This is a genomic window from Cellulomonas sp. Marseille-Q8402, assembly GCF_965119525.1.
Genome location: NZ_CBCPLX010000001.1, coordinates 1,393,434 through 1,408,800 on the forward strand (window position 1 = coordinate 1,393,434; position 15,367 = coordinate 1,408,800).

Sequence of the window (15,367 nt, forward strand, 5' to 3'; positions counted from 1 at the left end):
GGGTGCACAGTGGGCGCATGCCCCACCCCGCCGCCGACGCCGTCACCCCCGACGCGCGCGTCCTCGTCCTGCTGCGCGCCGTCAACGTGGGCGGGCACGGCGCGCTGCCGATGGCCGACCTCCGCGCAGCCGCGGCCGACCTCGGGCACACCGACGTCGCGACGCACCTGGCCACGGGCAACCTGCTGCTCACGCCCGCGCCCGGTTCCCCCGCGACCGCCGACGGCCTCGCGACCCGGCTGGCCGCCGACCTCGCCGAGCGGTTCGGCCGGCCGCTCGCGCTGACGGTCCGCACCCGGGCACAGCTCGACGACGTCGTGGCGGCCGACCCCTACCCCGATGCCGCCGCCGAGGACCCGTCGCACCTGGTCGTCGTGTTCCTCGACGGTCCGGCTCGCGCCGACGGCCCCGTCGACCTGGCCGCGTACGGCCGCGAGCGCGGCACGTGGCGCGGACGGGAGGGCTACGTGCACTACCCCGACGGCATCGGGCGGTCGAAGGTCACCGCCGCGGTGCTCGACCGGCTCGCCGGTCGCAGCGGCACGGCCCGGAACTGGCGGACCGTCCTGGCCCTGCAGGACAAGCTGCAGGCCTGAGCCCGGCGGTCTCGCGCGGGCTCGGTACCGTGGGCCGCATGAGCACCCTGTTCACCCGCATCATCGACGGCGAGATCCCGGGCCGGTTCGTGTGGGCCGACGACCGCGCCGTCGCGTTCGCCACCATCGCGCCGATCACCGACGGGCACGTGCTGGTGGTGCCGCGCGCCGAGGTGCCGTCGTTCACCGACGCCGACGACGACCTCCTCGCGCACCTGACGCACGTCGCCAAGGCGATCGGGCTCGCGCAGCAGGCGGCGTGGGACGCGCCGCGCGCCGCGCTGCTGGTCGCCGGGTTCGAGGTGCCGCACCTGCACCTGCACGTGCTGCCCGCGTGGGGCGAGGCCGAGCTGAGCTTCGCCAACGCCCGCCACGACGTCCCCGCCGAGCAGCTCGACGCCGCCGCCGAGCGCCTCCGCGCGGCCCTCCGCGCGACCGCCCACGCCGCGCAGGTCCCGGCGACCCGCACGTCCCCCGCCCTCTGACGCGCCGGGTGGCGGGCCCGCGGGTCAGGCCACCGGGTCGTCGTCGCCGTAGGGGGCGAGGCGGAGGGTGCGGGCGTCGGTGGCCAGGATCCGGTCGGTGACCTCGGCCAGGGTCCCGGGCGTGTCGGTGCCCGCGCGCACGAACCGCCCGGAGAGCGCGTCGAGGCGTCCGGACCCGAACGCGTCCACCAGGTCGACGGTCGCCTCGACCGGGGTCCACTCGCTGCGGTCGTCGTGCAGCGGCATCGCCTGCGTCATGTCGGTGACGACCACGCCGGGCGCGACGTCGAGCACCCGCACCCCGCGGTCCGCGTACTGCCGGTCGAGCATCGTGGTCAGCCGGGCGAGCGCACCCTTGCTGATGCCGTACCCGGTGTAGACGGGCGACGGCCGGTGCCCCGAGCCGGAGTTGATGTTGACCACGTGCCCGGACCCGCGCGCCAGCATCCCCGGCAGCACCGCGTGGCTGACCAGCAGCGGCCCCCGCACGTTCGTCTCGATGACCCGCCACACGTCCTCGACGTCGTCGGCGACCAGGTCGACCTCGGCGCGCTCGATGACCCCGGCGTTGTTCACCAGCAGCCCGACCCCGCCGGCGTCGGCGAACGCCGCCTCGACCCGGGCGACGGCCTGCTCGACGGCGGCGCGGTCCACGACGTCCACCTGCTCGACCACCACCACGGCGTCCTCGCGCGCCGCGCGGGCCTCGGCGGCCACGGCGTCGAGGTGCTCGCGGGTCCGGCCGAGCAGGGCGACGTCCCAGCCCGCCCGCACCAGGCCGAGCGCGAGGCCCCGCCCGATCCCTCGTCCGGCTCCGGTCACGATGGCGGTCCTCGGCTGCGTCATCCCCCCATCGTCCCGCATCCGCGCAGCCGGCCCGCGCAGCAGACGGTCCGCCCCCTCCCGCCGGTGCCGTGCGCGTCGGCATACTGGCGGGGCGCGCGGCGTTCGCACCGGGAGGTGGCCGCTGGTCGCCCATCAGCCCGTTCACCTCATGAGGAGCCGCCCGTGGCCACGGACGCCGCCGAACCCACCCGTGCCGTCCCGGCGACGCCCGGACCGGCGCTGCGCGTGCGGCTGCCGTCCGTCAGCCCCTCGGTCCGGAGCTTCCTCGCGACCGAGGCGGGCAGCGCGATCTTCCTGCTGGTCGCCACGGTGATCGCGCTCGTGTGGGCGAACTCGCCGCTCGCCCCCTGGTACGACACGCTGTGGAGCACGTCGGCGGGGTTCCACCTCGGTCCGGTCGGGCTGGACCTGGACCTGCACCACTGGGTCAACGACGCCGCGATGGCGGTGTTCTTCTGCGTGGTCGGCCTCGAGATCAACCGCGAGGTGACCAGCGGGGAGCTCCGCGACCGCCGGACCATCGCGGTGCCGGCGCTGGGGGCGCTCGGCGGGCTGGCGGTGCCGGCGCTGATCTACCTGGCGTTCAACGGGGGCACGGAGGCGGCGCACGGCTGGGGCGTCGTGATGTCGACGGACACGGCGTTCCTGGTCGGCATCCTGGCGCTGTTCGGGCCCGCCTGCCCGGACCGGCTGCGGCTGTTCCTGCTGACGCTGGCGATCGTCGACGACATCGGCGCGATCACCGTGATGGCCGTGTTCTACAACGACGGGGTCGACATGGCCGCGCTCGGCGTGGCCGCGGCGCTGGTCGTGGCGCTGGTGGCGCTGCGCTGGCTCCGGGTGTGGCGCCTGACGCCGTACGCGCTGATCGGCATCGCCCTGTGGTGCGCGGTGAACGCGTCGGGCGTGCACGCGACGCTGGCGGGCGTGCTGGTCGGCCTGCTGCTGCCGTCGCGCGCGATGGCGCGCGAGCACGTCGACGCGGTGCCGCAGTGGGCCGACGGGCTGGTCGCGGACACGACCGCCGACCGCGAGCGGCTGACCGAGCTGGCGGCGCGCGCCGCGGTCCCGACCAGCGAGCGGCTGCAGCGCGTCCTGCACCCGTGGTCGGCGTACGTCATCGTGCCGGTGTTCGGCCTGGCCAACGCCGGCGTGCGCCTGGACGGCGAGGCGCTGCGCGCGGCCGCGACGTCGCCGGTGACCATCGGCGTGGCGGTCGCCCTGGTGGCCGGCAACACGATCGGCATCACCGGGGCGGCGACGCTCGCGATCCGCACCGGCCTGGGACGGCTGCCGGGCCGGGTGCGCTGGGGCCACCTGGTGGGCGGCGCGGTGCTGGCCGGCATCGGGTTCACCATCTCGCTGTTCATCGCGGAGCTGGCGTTCGAGGGCGCGATGCGGGAGCAGGCCAAGATCGGCATCCTCGCGGGGTCGCTGGTCGCGGCCGTGCTGGGCACGGTGCTGCTGCGCATCCTCGGCGACAAGCTGCCGCTCTGCTCCCCGGACGAGGAGCTGCCGACCGGCCTGCCGCCCCGGCCGTGGGTCGCCGGGTCCTGACGGCTCAGACCGCGGCGGCCACCGCGTCGCGCAGCGCGCCGAGCTCGACCGGCCCGCGGTACCGCTCGCCCTGGACCAGCAGCGTCGGCGTGCCGCGGATGCCGAGGTCCAGCCCGCCGACGTAGTCGGCCTCCACCTGGTCGGCGAACCGTTGCGCGCCCGGTCCGGCCGCGAGCGCCGGGTCGATCCCGAGCCGGGCCGCGACGGCCTTCAGGTCGGGCTCGGTCAGCCGGTCCTGCTGCGCGAACAGCGCGCGCTGCATCTCCCAGAACCGGCCCTGCTCGGCGGCGGCCTCGGCGGCCAGCGCGGCGATGAGCGCGTGCGGGTGCACCTGGAACAGCGGGAAGTGCCGCCAGACCAGGCGCACCCCGCCGTCCGACTCCTCGACGAGCCGTCGGAGCACCGGCTCGGCGGACCGGCAGTACGGGCACTCGAGGTCCCCGTACTCGGTGACGGTGACGGGCGCGGCGGGGTCCCCCAGGACGAGGCGGTCGGTCATGGGACCAGCATGCCCGCCGGGCCCCCGCCCGTGCCGTCAGCGCGGCCGCATCGGCGGGCTCGCCGTGCCGGCCCCGCGGACCACGCCGGCGAGCAGCTGCCGCATCGCCTGCACGCCGGTGTGCCGCGGGCGGAACGCGAGCTCCCGCTCGGCCCGCCCGGTGTCGAGCACCGGCACGGACGCGCCGAGGTCGAACCAGCCCGGCCCGATCGGCGCGAGCCGCGCGAACCAGGCGGCGGTCAGCGCGGCGCGCACGGGCGCGTGCGGCACCTCCCGCCACTTCCCGCGGGACAGGACGTCCGCCACGTCGGCAGCGCGGATCAGCCCGGGGCCCGCGATGTTGTACGGCCCCTCGGCCTGCCGCACGATCGTCTCGCGCAGCGCCTCGGCCAGGTCGTCGGCGTGCACCGCCTGCACCCGCACCCCGGCCGGCCACGGCAGCACCGGCAGCCTCCCGTCGAGCAGGCGCGCGGGCACGAACGGCCCGAGGAAGTACCGCTTGATCTCGTGGCCCGCGGCGTGCTGGAACACGAGCGCGGGCCGCACCCGGGCGATCCGCAGCGACGGGTGCCGGACCTCGGCCTCGTCCAGCAGCCGCTCCACCGCGACCTTGTCCACGCTGTACTGCGACGACCGCACGCCGCCGGTGTCCCAGGTCTCGTCGCGCGGCTCGTCCGTGTACGACGGGCTGTAGGCACCGACGGACGACACGACGACGAGGTGCGGGACGCGCGCCTCGACGGCCGCGGCCAGGACCCGCCGGGCGCCGTCGACGTTCACCCGGCGCAGCTGGTCGCGGTCGTGGCTCGGCTGGATGAGCCAGGCGAGGTTCACGACGGCGTCGGCGCCGCCGAACGCCCGCCGTAGCCGCTCGACGACCGGCCCGTCGGGTCCGCGCTCCCCGATGTCGACGGCCGTCCACTCCGTGGTGTCGTACGGCGCAGGGGGCGGTCCCTGCGGGGTCCGGCGCACCACGCCCGCGAGCGACGTGACCGTCGGGTCCTGGCGCAGGCGGCGCAGCAGGGCCGTGCCGACGTTGCCGCTGGCACCGACGACGACCACCCTCACGTGGGCTCCCCGGGGGTGCCGTCCTCGGCGAAGGCCTGCTCGCGGGCCACGGCGCCGAGCCGGGTCAGCGTCGCGATCTGGTCGTCGGCCTGCGCGATGAGGCGGCGCAGGTGCTCGCCGTCCAGCCCGAGCTCCTCGGACCAGATCTCGAGCGTCTCCCACAGGCCGCGCTTCGCGGACACCGCGCCCCGCATCAGGTCCAGCTCGAGCACGGCCGACAGCGGCGACGCCGTGGTCAGGCGGCCGTTGGGCTTGAGCCGGCCCACCCGCTCGCCGACGGCGACGCCGACGCGCTTGACCAGGCTCGGCTCGACGCCGAGCCGGTAGGCGGTGTCCCGCAGCCACTCACGCTCGTCGGTGACCTCCTGGGCGATCCGGCCGAGCGCGGGACCCAGCGGGGTGTCCGCGTACGCGTCGGCCATCCGGCCGAACCGCGCGCTGCCGCCCACCGCCCCGGCGAGGTGGTCGCCGAGGTAGGAGTCGAGCAGCGTGCGGTCGAGCCGCCTCACGGGGTGGCGGCGCCGCCGCCGTCGGCACCCTCGGCGCGCGGGTTCAGGTTGCCCGGGTCCGCGTCCGGGTCGCCCTGGTCCTCCTCGCCGACCGCCTGCTCGCCCGTGCGCGGGTTGAGCATCTCCGGGTCGGTGTCGGGGTCCTCGGCGGGGTCGTAGCCCTTGCTGGTGGTGTCGTCGGTGCTCATGGGCCCACGCTGGCACCACGCGCGGCGGCTCGCACGCCGAACGCTCAGGTCGCGTGCGCGCCGGCGGGCGGAGGACCTCGGTCCCTGGTGTCCGCGTACCGGGGATGGTGCGCGAGTGCTCCTCCGCGCTGGTTACCATCGAGGGGTGCCCTCAACTGCTGAGCCGGTCGACGTCGTCCTGGTCGGTGGCGGGATCATGTCCGCCACCCTCGCCACGCTGCTGTCGGACCTCGAGCCCTCGTGGCGGATCGAGATCGTCGAGCGCCTGGACGGGATCGCGCTCGAGAGCACGGACGCCTGGAACAACGCCGGCACCGGGCACGCCGCGCTCTGCGAGCTGAACTACACGCCCGAGCGCGCCGACGGCTCGATCGACATCGCCAAGGCCGTGACGATCAACGAGCAGTTCGAGCTGTCCTGCGCGCTGTGGGACACGCTGCGCGCGGAGGGCCGGCTCCCCGACGACGGGTTCCGCTCGCCCGTGCCGCACCTGACGTTCGTGCGCGGCGCCGCCGACGTCGACTACCTGCGCCGGCGGCACGCCGCCCTGACCGCGCACCCGCGGTTCGAGCACCTCGAGTACTCCGAGGACCCCGCCACGATCGCCCGCTGGGCCCCGCTGGTCATGGACGGGCGCGACCCCGGGGAGCCGGTGGCGGCCACCCGTGCCGACGACGGCCTGGACATCGACTACGGCGCGCTCACCCGGCACCTCGTGGACGACCTCGTGGCGCGCGGCACGAACGTCCGGCTGCAGCACGAGGTGCGGCGGATCCGCCGGCGCCGCGGCGGCTGGCGGCTGCACCTGGTCGACCGTTCCTGGAACGCCAGCCCGAAGCGGTCCACGCTCGACGCGCGGTTCGTGTTCATCGGTGCCGGCGGCGGCGCGCTCAAGCTGCTGCAGGCGTCCGGGATCGACGAGATCAAGGGCTACGGCGGCTTCCCGATCAGCGGGCAGTTCCTGCGCACGACGGACCCGGTGCTCGTCGAGCGGCACCGCGCCAAGGTCTACGGCAAGGCCGCGGTCGGCTCGCCGCCGATGTCGGTGCCCCACCTCGACACCCGTGTGGTCGGCGGGGAGCCGGCGCTGCTGTTCGGCCCGTACGCGGGCTGGAGCATGAAGTTCCTCAAGCAGGGCTCGTGGACGGACCTGCTCCGCACGGTGCGGCCGGGCAACCTGGTCCCGCTGCTCGCCGTCGGGCTGCACAACCTGGACCTGCTGAAGTACCTGATCGGCGAGGTCCTGGCGACGCGCACCGCCCGCCTGCGGTCGCTGCGCGCGTTCCTGCCGACGGCCCGCGACCGCGACTGGGAGCTGATCACCGCCGGCCAGCGGGTCCAGGTCATCAAGCGCGGCGAGGGCGGCGGCGTGCTGGAGTTCGGCACCGAGCTCATCACCGCGGCGGACGGCTCGATCGCGGGCCTGCTCGGCGCCTCCCCGGGCGCGTCGACCGCGGCGTCGGCGATGCTCGACCTGCTGCGCCGCTGCTTCCCCGACCGGATGGCCGGCTGGCAGCCGCGGCTCGAGCAGCTGATGCCGGTGCTGGCCGACCCGGCGACGGCCACGGACGGCACGGTCGCCGAGGCGCCCGACGCGGACCCCGACCTGGGCACGCACGACCCGTCGAGCCCGGGCTCCGCGACCCCGGGCGACGCCGGCGCGGCGGGTGCGGCCCGGCCGGGTCGCCGTCCCGCGCGGCCCTCGCTCCCCCGGCGGCGGGACACCCCGGTCGCCTGATCGCGCCGGCGGGTGCACGGTGGGGCGATGAGAGCCGTCGTCCTGAACTGCACGCTGAAGCCGTCGCCGCAGCCCTCCAACACCGGTGCGCTGGCCCACGTCGTCATCGACGCGCTGGCCGACCACGGGGTGACGACCACGACGTTCCGCCTCGCCGACCACCACCTGCCGCCCGGGGTCGAGTCCGACCTGGGCGACGGCGACGAGTGGCCGGCGATCCGCGGCGCGATCCTGGAGGCCGAGATCCTGGTGGTGGCCACGCCGACGTGGGTCGGCCGGCCGTCGTCCTACGCCCAGCGCATGCTCGAGCGGCTGGACGCGATGATCTCCGAGACCGACGAGGACGGCCGGCCCGTCGCCTACAACCGGGTGGCCGGCGTGGTGGTCACCGGCAACGAGGACGGCGCCCACCACGTGATCTCCGAGATCACCGGCGGGCTGATCGACATCGGGTTCACGATCCCGCCGCAGGCGTGGACCTACTGGAACCGCGGCCCCGGCCCGGGCCCGGAGTACTCGGACACCGAGGAGGGGCACGAGTGGAGCCACTCCACCGGTCGCGCGATGGCGCAGAACCTGGTCGGCGTGGCCCGCGCCCTGGCGGCCGCTCCCCTGGGCCCGCCGGCGAGCTGAGAAGGGGTGGTCCGCCCGAGCCGCCCCCTGCGGGCTCGGACGGACCACCGCACGCGCGTCGGGTGCCCCTCCGCACCGTCCGCCGTGTCGTCCATGAAGTCCGCCGGCTGCGCCGATCCGTCACATCAGCGACGTGTGACCTCAGTCACAGAGTGTCACGACCGCTCGCAGACGGTCGCGGCGCTGCGGATGCGGGTCCGCCGTGCCCCTGCCACGGTGGGGCGCATGACCAGCGAACTCCTGCTCGTCCGGCACGGCGAGAGCCTGGGCAACGTCGCGGCGACCCACGCCGAGCGCACCGGTGCCGAGACGGTCGGCGTCGAGACCCGCGACGCCGACACCCCGCTGTCGGCGACCGGCGAGGAGCAGGCCCGGGCCCTGGGCGCGCACCTGGCGACGCTCGCGCCCGACGCCGCGCCGCAGGCGCTGTGGTGCTCGCCCTACGTCCGGGCCCGGCGGACCGCCGAGCTGGTCGTCGAGAAGGCCGGCCTGGACCTGCGCCCCGTCGTGGACGAGCGGCTGCGCGACCGGGAGCTCGGCATCATCGACGGGCTCACCCGGCACGGGGTGGACGAGCGGTTCCCCGACGAGGCCGCCCGCCGGGACCGGCTCGGGAAGATGTACTACCGGCCGCCGGGCGGCGAGTCGTGGTCGGACGTCGCGCTGCGGCTGCGCTCGGTCGTCGCGGACATCGAGCGCCGCGAGGAGGGCCGGCGCGTGCTGGTCGTGTGCCACGACGCCGTCATCTGGCTGCTGCGCTACGTCTGCGAGGGCCTGACCGAGGACGAGCTGATGGCGCAGGTCGCCGACCGCAGCATCCGGAACGCGTCGCTCACGGTGCTGGTCGGCGGGCCCGGCGGCTGGCGGGCCGAGCGGGTCGACGACGTCGGGCACCTGGCCGAGGAGGACGCCGCGGTCACCGAGCACCCGGGGCAGGGCGATGAGTGACGCGGCCGTGCTGACCCCGGCCCTGCTCCGCGGCTGGCCCCTGCCGCCGCGGGAGGGCACCAAGGACGCGCGCGGCGGGGTGCTGGTGATCGGCGGCGCCCGCCGCACGCCCGGCGCCGTGGCGCTGGCCGGCCTGAGCGCGCTGCGGATCGGCGCCGGGCGGCTGACGCTCGCGGTCGCCGAGTCCGTGGCACCCGCCCTGGCCGTCGCCACGCCCGAGGCCGGGGTGCTCGGCCTGCCCGAGACCCCCGACGGCTCCCCCACCGGCGAGCCGCCCGCGCACCTCGCGGACGAGCTGGGCCGCGCCGACGCCGTCGTGCTCGGGCCGGGCCTGGACGAGCCGGAGGGCGCCGCCGCGCTGCTCCGGGTGGTCCTGGCCGCCCTGGCCGACGCCGGCGACGACGGGCCGGCGCTGCTGCTCGACGCGTTCGCGCTCGGCGTGCTGCCCGGGCTCGGCGACGACGCCGTGCTGCCGGCGGGCCGCACGGTGCTCACCCCGAACCTCGCCGAGGCGGCCCGGCTGCTCGGCACGGACCGTGACGCGGTCGCCGCCGAGGACGCCGCGGTGCGCGTCGCTGAGCGCTGGGGCGCCGTCGTGACCTGCGCCGGGACGGTCGCGCACCCGGACGGGCGCCGCTGGGAGTCCGCGACGGGGTACGCCGGGCTCGGCACCTCGGGCAGCGGCGACGTGCTGGCCGGGGTGATCGCCGGGCTGCTTGCGGGCGACGCCCCGCCCGAGCAGGCGGCGTCCTGGGGCACCGCCGTCCACGGCGCGGCGGGCGACCGGCTGGCCGCGCGCGTCGGTCCGCTGGGCTACCTCGCGCGCGAGCTGGTGGACCAGGTGCCGGCGCTGCTGGTCGAGCTCCAGGCCTGAGCCGCACCACGGGGGCCGGCGGAGCCGGCCGGGGTGCTCAGCCCCGACCCGCCCAGCCGACCTCGGCGACCCGGTCCGCCGCGAGCTCGTACCGGAACGTCGTCACGGTGGGCTCCGTGATGTCCATGGCGGGCGAGGACAGCGTGACCTCCTCGCGGCCCGACAGCCGGCCCGTCTCCGCGTCGAGCAGCAGCACCCGGACGACGGGGTCGACGTCCGGCGCACCCGCCGGCACCGAGACGCCGACGGCACGGCGACCGGCACGGTCGGTCACCTCGCCGACCAGGCCGACGCCGGGCTCCTCGGCCAGCACCGACCACACCGCCGACTCCAGCGCCGAGGGCAGCACGTACGCGTCGAGCACCGTGAGCCCCTGGTACACGCACCACGCGCCGTCGGCGGTGCCCGGTCCGCAGCCGATGGGGTCGCCGCCCGCCAGCTCGAGCAGCTGCCCGCGCAGCACGGCCGGCTCCAGGGAGAGGTCCGCCGCGCGGTCCGGGTCGTCGGTCCCCGCGGGGATCCGGTCGACGGCCGCCTCCTCCGGCGCCGTGTCCACCGGCTCGAGCATGCCGTCCGCACGGAGCTCCGCACCCCGCCACTCGGCCGCCACGAGGGAGCCGTCGGCCGACAGCCAGGTCTCGCGGACGGTCGGGTCGATGGTCGTGTCGGCGCCGCCGTCCCCCGTGGCGGTGGTGCTGCTGAGCCAGCTCTGCGACAGGACGTGCTGCACGGTCCCCGCGGCCTCGGGGTCGGTCTGCGCCGCGGCGGCGTCCGCGAGCGTCAGCAGGGTGTCCCGCGCGGGCTCGACGGCCGCCGAGGCCAGCTCGGCCGGCGGCACCGGGTACGCCAGCATCGGCGGGGACCCGACGGCGACCGCCCTCGGCGCGCCCTGCGGGGGCAGCAGCGCGATCGAGACGCCCGCGACGGCCGCGGCCGCGACACCGGCGGCGACGGCCCAGCGCCGGCGGGCCGGACGGCGGGTGGCCGGGCGCCGCAGCGGGACGACGGGCGCCCCGGACGCGTCGTCTCCGGCCTCGCCGGCCGCGTCGACGTCGCCGCCACGCCCCAGGATCGCCGCGATCGCGCCGTCGTCCTCGGCGCGTCCCGCGGCGGGCGGCGCGTCCGGCGCCCCGAGCCCGTGCGCGTCGAGCAGGTCCCGCAGCGCGGCGACCTCGGCGCGGGCGAGCCGCTCCGCCTCCCGCTCGTCGTGGTCCTGCGTCATCGGCCCCTCCTCCCGAGGTCGGTCGTCGTGTCGTCGTCGGCGGCGAGCGCCGCGGCCAGCCGGGCCCGTGCCCGCGACAGCCGGGACGTGAGCGCGGTGAGCGAGCAGCCGAGCACCTCGGCCGCCTCGCCCGGGGTGAGACCCGCCCACACGGTCAGGGACATCGCCTCGCCCTCGGCGGGCGGCAGCAGCGCGAGCAGCCGGCGCGCCCGGTCGTCCCCCGCGAGCCGGTCGGCGGGGTCGGGGGGCGCGGGACGTGCCGGCTCCGCGACCGCGACGCTGGCGACCGACCGCAGGACGCGTGCATGCTGCTCGCGCACGCGCAGGATCTTGTGGCGGGCGACCCCGAACACCCACGGCCGGAGCTGCTCGGGCGCCGCGGGGGCGTCGGCCCAGCGCCGCCAGAGCACCAGGAAGGTCTCGGCGACGACGTCCTCGGCCTGGTCGTCCGGGACCTGGCGCCGGGCGTACCCGCGGACCTGCGGCGCCAGCAGCCGGTAGGCGACGGCGAACGCCGCAGCGTCGCCCTCCGCCGCGGCGGCCTCCTCGGGCTCGCCGTCGCCGCCTTCCCGCACGTCGTCCTCAGGTCGCTCGTCAACACGTCGTCGTCCCCATCGTACGGATCGAGATGCTGGGGGCGGACACGCCGCCCGACTGCGCGCCGGCGTCCCAGCACTGCACCGCGCCGCTCGCCCCGGCCCCGGCGAACGTCTGGACGTCCACCGTCATCCGGTTCCAGACGGAGCGTGCGGTGCCGATCACCGTGGCCTGGGTGCCGCCCGTCCCGGTCGACCAGAACGCCCCGGAGAAGCTGGTCCCCGACCACAGGCAGAACCGCAACGCCTGGCACTGGTCGCTGCTGCGCCCCGCCACCTCCACCGACCCGGGCGTCTCCAGGGCGGCGGCGCCCGGCTCCGAGGCGCTGGCGCCCGGCTCCGAGGCTGCGGCGCCCGGATCCGGGGCGGCGGCGCCCGCGGCGGGCGCGAGGGCGCAGAGCGTGAGCAGGACGGCAGCGGTCAGGGCGGGGCGCAGGGCACGGGTGGTCTTCACATCCCGTGACATCCCCGTCCGCGTCGACCTCGTCACGCGCAGCCGTGATGAGGTCGGTCACACCGCCGTGGCAGAGTCGGGACCCGTGACGCACCGCTACGCCCCGGACGACCACCTCGGCCACCGCTCCCTGCTGGTCGCCGCCGCCTACGTCCTGCTGCTCCGCGACGACCAGGTGCTGCTGCAGCTGCGCCGCGGCACGGGGTACCTGGACGAGCACTGGGCGACGCTCGCGGGGCACGTCGACCCCGGCGAGTCCGTGCACGAGGCCGCGGTGCGGGAGGCCGTCGAGGAGGCGGGCGTCCGGATCGACCCCGCCGACCTCGAGCCGCTGACCACGCTGCACCGGTTCGAGCGCGGCGGGCCGGCCGTCGAGCAGCGGTGCGACGTGTTCTTCGTGGTCCGTCGCTGGTCCGGCGAGCCGACCCTGGTCGAGGCGGACAAGGCCGCGGCGATGCGGTGGTTCCCGCTCGCGGCGCTGCCCGACCCGGTCGTCCCGCACGAGCGGCTGGTGCTGGACGGCCTGCGCGGGGGCGCGCTGCCCGCGGTGCTGTCGCTGCCGTCCTGACCGGGCCCGCACGCGGCCCGCACGGGGCTTGCACGGGGCCCGCACGTCCCACCGCGCCGGCGACGTAGGGTCGCCCGGTGCCCGAGGACCTGACGACGCGCGCCCCCGAGACCGACCGGCCGGCGCTCACCGCCTGCGCCCTGTGCGCCGGCGAGACGCTCGGCGAGGGCGACGCGCTACCGGGCGGCCAGCTGGCGCGGCTGCGCGCGCTGGCCGGCCGCGGGGTCGCACGGCTCACGCTGGTGGACTGCCTGGACGCGTGCGAGCGGGGCGACGTCGTCGTCGCGCGGCCGGGCGCGTCCAGCCGGCGGGCCGGCGCGTCCCCGGTCTGGTTCGAGCGGCTCGCCGGCGACGGCAGCACCGAGCAGCTCGCCGGCTGGCTGCACGCCGGCGGCCCGGGCCGGGCGCCGGTGCCCGCGGGCCTCGCCGGGCTCGTCGTGCGGCGCGACGACCCGGTCCCGCCGGCACCCTGACGGGCCGGCGGGCTCAGCCCAGCCGCAGCTCCGCGCGCAGCCCCGGTGCGCCGTCGGCCCGGTCGCGCAGCCGGACGTCGCCGCCGTGCTCGCGCGCGATCTCCCGCGCGATGGCCAGCCCGAGGCCGCTGCCGCCGCCCGCGCGCGACCGCGCGTCGTCGAGCCGGACGAACCGCTCGAACACCCGGTCCCGGTCGTCGGCCGGAATGCCGGGGCCGTCGTCGACGACCACCACCGTGCGGTGCGCGACCTCGACCCGCACCTGTGCCGTCGCGTGCCGCAGGGCGTTGTCGACGAGGTTCCGGACGACCCGGCCGAGGGCGACCGCGTCGCCGCGGGCCGTCCCGCCGCCCTGCACCTCGACCGTCACGGCGGACCGGGTGCGGTCGCCCTCCCGCCCCGCCACCGCCAGCGCCACCGCGTCCCGGGCCACCGCCGCGAGGTCCACGTCCGCGTCGGGCACCGGCCGGGACCCGAGGCGGGCCAGCAGCAGCAGGTCGTCGACCAGGGCCTGCATCCGGCGGACCTCGGCGCCGAGCTCGGTCACCAGCTCGTCGCCCGCGTACGCGTCGGGGTGCGCGCGCGCCACGTCGAGCGTGGCGCCGAGGGCGGCGAGCGGGGTGCGCAGCTCGTGGGCGGCGTCGGCGACGAACGCCCGCTGCCGCCCGGCCGCGACCTCGAGCCGGTCCAGCATCTCGTTCAGCGTGCGGGCCAGCGCACCGATCTCGTCGTCCGTGCCCGGCTCGGGCAGGGACCCCGGCCCGCCCGCGCGCGCCACCTGGGCGGCCGCCGACCGCAGCCGCTCCACCGGGCGCAGCGCGCGCCCAAGCGCCACCCAGATGGCGCCGGCGAACAGCGCCGTCAGCACCGGCACCACGCCCGCGAGCGACAGCCGCAGCGCCCGGACCAGCCCCTCGACCTCGGCCACGGGCACGGTGGCGACGACGACGGTGCCGGTGGTGCCGCCCTCCGGGACCAGCACCGCCGCGCGCGCCTGCGCGTCGTAGGCGGACGCGTCCGTGCCGACGACCAGGGGCTCCGGGCCGACCGCCTCGGCCCGCAGGCCGGCGAGGACGTCGGCGGGCAGCACGGGCAGCGTGCGGCTCGCGGTCGGCGACGTCGCCACCACCCGCCCGTCGGCGTCGAGCACCTGGACGATCTCCCCCGGCTCGGCCACCGGCAGCGCGTCGGGCACCCGGTCCCCGGCCACCAGGCCGGCCACGGTCGCGGCGCGGTCGCGGACGACGTCGTCGAGCGCCGCCACCCGGCTGCGGGACAGCACGGTGCTGAGCACCACCGCCCCGACCACGAGCGCGACGCAGAGCAGGCCCGACGTCAGCACGGTGAGCCGGGCGCGCAGCGACCACCGGCGCTCCGCCGGCGACCTCATCCCGCCGCCCGGTACCCGGCGCCGCGCACCGTCAGCACCGCGTCCCGGCCGAGCTTGCGACGCAGGTAGCCGACGTACACCTCGACGACGTTGCCGTCCTCGCCCGGGCCGTCCCAGACGTGGTCGCGCAGCTCGACCTTGCCGACCACCCGGTCCGCGTGCCGCATGAGGTACTCCAGCAGCGCGAGCTCCCGGGCGGTCAGGTCCACGGGCACGCCGGCCCGGGTCACGGTCCGGGCGGCCGGGTCGAGCACGAGGTCGCCGACCGCGAGGACCGCGGGCCGCACCTGCGGCGGACGGCGCAGCAGCGCGCGGATCCGCGCGACGAGCACCACGAACGAGAACGGCTTGGTCAGGTAGTCGTCCGCGCCGACGTCCAGCCCGTCGGCGACGTCGTGCTCCCCGTCCTTCGCGCTCAGCATGAGCACCGGCGTCGTGACACCCGCCGCGCGCAGGCCGGTGACGACGTCGTAGCCGTTGCGGCGCGGGAGCATCACGTCCAGCACGATCGCGTCGTAGTCGCGGTCGGTGGCCAGCTCCAGCCCGGTGGCGCCGTCGTACGCGACGTCCACCGCGAACCCCTCCGCGGTGAGCCCCCGGCGCAGGGCGCTCACCAGCCCGCGCTCGTCGTCGACCACCAGGACCCGCACGGTGGCAGCATCCCACCCCCGGCGCCGTGGGCGGCGGCCGGGCGCCGCGCGGCTCTCAGCGCAGCCTCAGCCG

19 protein-coding genes are annotated in these 15,367 nt (G+C 77.2%); 9 read left to right on the forward strand and 10 right to left on the reverse strand.

What is annotated here, in order from left to right:
• Positions 1-17 precede the first annotated feature (17 nt).
• Together ACWPWW_RS06345 and ACWPWW_RS06350 are read left to right on the forward strand one after the other, a co-directional pair.
• Complete coding sequence (locus ACWPWW_RS06345; protein ID WP_454049490.1) at positions 18-596, forward strand: DUF1697 domain-containing protein; 579 nt, start codon at positions 18-20, stop codon at positions 594-596.
• A 38-nt stretch (positions 597-634) separates the two neighbouring features.
• Positions 635-1,081, forward strand: coding sequence for an HIT family protein (locus ACWPWW_RS06350; RefSeq protein WP_454049491.1), 447 nt, complete (start codon positions 635-637; stop codon positions 1,079-1,081).
• 24 nt (positions 1,082-1,105) lie between these two features.
• Here ACWPWW_RS06350 and ACWPWW_RS06355 read toward each other — a convergent pair whose 3' ends face one another.
• On the reverse strand, positions 1,106-1,927 hold the full coding sequence (locus ACWPWW_RS06355; protein WP_454049492.1) for an SDR family NAD(P)-dependent oxidoreductase: 822 nt from the start codon (positions 1,925-1,927) through the stop codon (positions 1,106-1,108).
• A 162-nt stretch (positions 1,928-2,089) separates the two neighbouring features.
• Here ACWPWW_RS06355 and nhaA point away from each other — a divergent pair, with 162 nt between their 5' ends.
• Positions 2,090-3,484: a Na+/H+ antiporter NhaA gene (gene nhaA, locus ACWPWW_RS06360; protein ID WP_454049493.1), complete on the forward strand. Its 1,395-nt coding sequence runs from the start codon at positions 2,090-2,092 to the stop codon at positions 3,482-3,484.
• 4 nt (positions 3,485-3,488) lie between these two features.
• Here the strand turns inward: nhaA and ACWPWW_RS06365 are convergent, their stop codons facing one another.
• From ACWPWW_RS06365 to ACWPWW_RS06380, 4 genes are read right to left on the reverse strand one after another with little or no spacing between them, the layout of a single operon-like run.
• Positions 3,489-3,983, reverse strand: coding sequence for a DsbA family protein (locus ACWPWW_RS06365; RefSeq protein WP_454049494.1), 495 nt, complete (start codon positions 3,981-3,983; stop codon positions 3,489-3,491).
• A gap of 36 nt (positions 3,984-4,019) precedes the next feature.
• Positions 4,020-5,051, reverse strand: a complete 1,032-nt coding sequence (locus ACWPWW_RS06370; protein ID WP_454049495.1) for an NAD-dependent epimerase/dehydratase family protein — start codon at positions 5,049-5,051, stop codon at positions 4,020-4,022.
• Positions 5,048-5,560, reverse strand: a complete 513-nt coding sequence (locus ACWPWW_RS06375) for a hypothetical protein (protein ID WP_454049496.1) — start codon at positions 5,558-5,560, stop codon at positions 5,048-5,050. Before ACWPWW_RS06375 ends, ACWPWW_RS06370 begins: the two co-directional genes overlap by 4 nt.
• Positions 5,557-5,748 (reverse strand): hypothetical protein, encoded by a 192-nt coding sequence (locus ACWPWW_RS06380; protein WP_454049497.1) that lies wholly within the window; start codon positions 5,746-5,748, stop codon positions 5,557-5,559. The genes ACWPWW_RS06375 and ACWPWW_RS06380 overlap by 4 nt, the downstream gene beginning before the upstream one ends.
• Positions 5,749-5,893: 145 nt before the next feature.
• Here ACWPWW_RS06380 and mqo point away from each other — a divergent pair, with 145 nt between their 5' ends.
• From mqo to ACWPWW_RS06400, 4 genes are all read left to right on the forward strand, one after another.
• A complete protein-coding gene (mqo, locus tag ACWPWW_RS06385; protein WP_454049498.1) occupies positions 5,894-7,486 on the forward strand; it encodes a malate dehydrogenase (quinone) in 1,593 nt (530 codons plus the stop codon).
• A 27-nt stretch (positions 7,487-7,513) separates the two neighbouring features.
• Positions 7,514-8,119, forward strand: a complete 606-nt coding sequence (locus tag ACWPWW_RS06390; RefSeq protein ID WP_454049499.1) for a flavodoxin family protein — start codon at positions 7,514-7,516, stop codon at positions 8,117-8,119.
• Between the two features lie 225 nt (positions 8,120-8,344).
• The gene (locus ACWPWW_RS06395; RefSeq protein WP_454049500.1) at positions 8,345-9,067 is read left to right on the forward strand and encodes a histidine phosphatase family protein; all 723 of its coding nucleotides are present in this window, start codon (positions 8,345-8,347) and stop codon (positions 9,065-9,067) included.
• Positions 9,060-9,941 carry an NAD(P)H-hydrate dehydratase gene (locus ACWPWW_RS06400; protein ID WP_454049501.1) on the forward strand — a complete coding sequence of 294 codons (882 nt, stop codon included), beginning with the start codon at positions 9,060-9,062 and terminating at the stop codon, positions 9,939-9,941. Before ACWPWW_RS06395 ends, ACWPWW_RS06400 begins: the two co-directional genes overlap by 8 nt.
• Before the next feature lie 37 nt (positions 9,942-9,978).
• Here ACWPWW_RS06400 and ACWPWW_RS06405 read toward each other — a convergent pair whose 3' ends face one another.
• Genes ACWPWW_RS06405 through ACWPWW_RS06415 form a run of 3 tightly spaced genes read right to left on the reverse strand, consistent with a single transcriptional unit; the run spans position 9,979 to position 12,213 of the window.
• The gene (locus ACWPWW_RS06405; protein WP_454049502.1) at positions 9,979-11,163 is read right to left on the reverse strand and encodes a CU044_5270 family protein; all 1,185 of its coding nucleotides are present in this window, start codon (positions 11,161-11,163) and stop codon (positions 9,979-9,981) included.
• Entirely contained in the window at positions 11,160-11,738 is a 579-nt protein-coding gene (locus tag ACWPWW_RS06410; protein ID WP_454049503.1) for an RNA polymerase sigma factor, read from the reverse strand. The genes ACWPWW_RS06405 and ACWPWW_RS06410 overlap by 4 nt, the downstream gene beginning before the upstream one ends.
• 19 nt (positions 11,739-11,757) lie before the next feature.
• Positions 11,758-12,213 (reverse strand): peptidase inhibitor family I36 protein, encoded by a 456-nt coding sequence (locus ACWPWW_RS06415; RefSeq protein WP_454049504.1) that lies wholly within the window; start codon positions 12,211-12,213, stop codon positions 11,758-11,760.
• Between the two features lie 85 nt (positions 12,214-12,298).
• Here ACWPWW_RS06415 and ACWPWW_RS06420 point away from each other — a divergent pair, with 85 nt between their 5' ends.
• Positions 12,299-12,781, forward strand: coding sequence for an NUDIX hydrolase (locus ACWPWW_RS06420; RefSeq protein ID WP_454049505.1), 483 nt, complete (start codon positions 12,299-12,301; stop codon positions 12,779-12,781).
• A 77-nt stretch (positions 12,782-12,858) separates the two neighbouring features.
• Positions 12,859-13,254 carry a hypothetical protein gene (locus tag ACWPWW_RS06425; protein WP_454049506.1) on the forward strand — a complete coding sequence of 132 codons (396 nt, stop codon included), beginning with the start codon at positions 12,859-12,861 and terminating at the stop codon, positions 13,252-13,254.
• A 13-nt stretch (positions 13,255-13,267) separates the two neighbouring features.
• Here ACWPWW_RS06425 and ACWPWW_RS06430 read toward each other — a convergent pair whose 3' ends face one another.
• Positions 13,268-14,644, reverse strand: a complete 1,377-nt coding sequence (locus tag ACWPWW_RS06430; RefSeq protein WP_454049507.1) for an ATP-binding protein — start codon at positions 14,642-14,644, stop codon at positions 13,268-13,270.
• The gene (locus ACWPWW_RS06435; protein WP_454049508.1) at positions 14,641-15,294 is read right to left on the reverse strand and encodes a response regulator transcription factor; all 654 of its coding nucleotides are present in this window, start codon (positions 15,292-15,294) and stop codon (positions 14,641-14,643) included. Before ACWPWW_RS06435 ends, ACWPWW_RS06430 begins: the two co-directional genes overlap by 4 nt.
• Between the last annotated feature and the right edge of the window lie 73 nt (positions 15,295-15,367).

Bases quoted from the DNA above. Each gene is read 5' to 3' on its own strand.
- ACWPWW_RS06350 (WP_454049491.1), top strand. From the start codon at position 635: ATGAGCACCCTGTTCACCCGCATCATCGACGGCGAGATCCCGGGCCGG.
- ACWPWW_RS06345 (WP_454049490.1), top strand. From the start codon at position 18: ATGCCCCACCCCGCCGCCGACGCCGTCACCCCCGACGCGCGCGTCCTC.
- ACWPWW_RS06355 (WP_454049492.1), bottom strand. From the start codon at position 1,927: ATGACGCAGCCGAGGACCGCCATCGTGACCGGAGCCGGACGAGGGATC.
- ACWPWW_RS06380 (WP_454049497.1), bottom strand. From the start codon at position 5,748: ATGAGCACCGACGACACCACCAGCAAGGGCTACGACCCCGCCGAGGAC.
- ACWPWW_RS06405 (WP_454049502.1), bottom strand. From the start codon at position 11,163: ATGACGCAGGACCACGACGAGCGGGAGGCGGAGCGGCTCGCCCGCGCC.
- ACWPWW_RS06400 (WP_454049501.1), top strand. From the start codon at position 9,060: ATGAGTGACGCGGCCGTGCTGACCCCGGCCCTGCTCCGCGGCTGGCCC.
- ACWPWW_RS06390 (WP_454049499.1), top strand. From the start codon at position 7,514: ATGAGAGCCGTCGTCCTGAACTGCACGCTGAAGCCGTCGCCGCAGCCC.
- ACWPWW_RS06365 (WP_454049494.1), bottom strand. From the start codon at position 3,983: ATGACCGACCGCCTCGTCCTGGGGGACCCCGCCGCGCCCGTCACCGTC.
- ACWPWW_RS06395 (WP_454049500.1), top strand. From the start codon at position 8,345: ATGACCAGCGAACTCCTGCTCGTCCGGCACGGCGAGAGCCTGGGCAAC.
- ACWPWW_RS06430 (WP_454049507.1), bottom strand. From the start codon at position 14,644: ATGAGGTCGCCGGCGGAGCGCCGGTGGTCGCTGCGCGCCCGGCTCACC.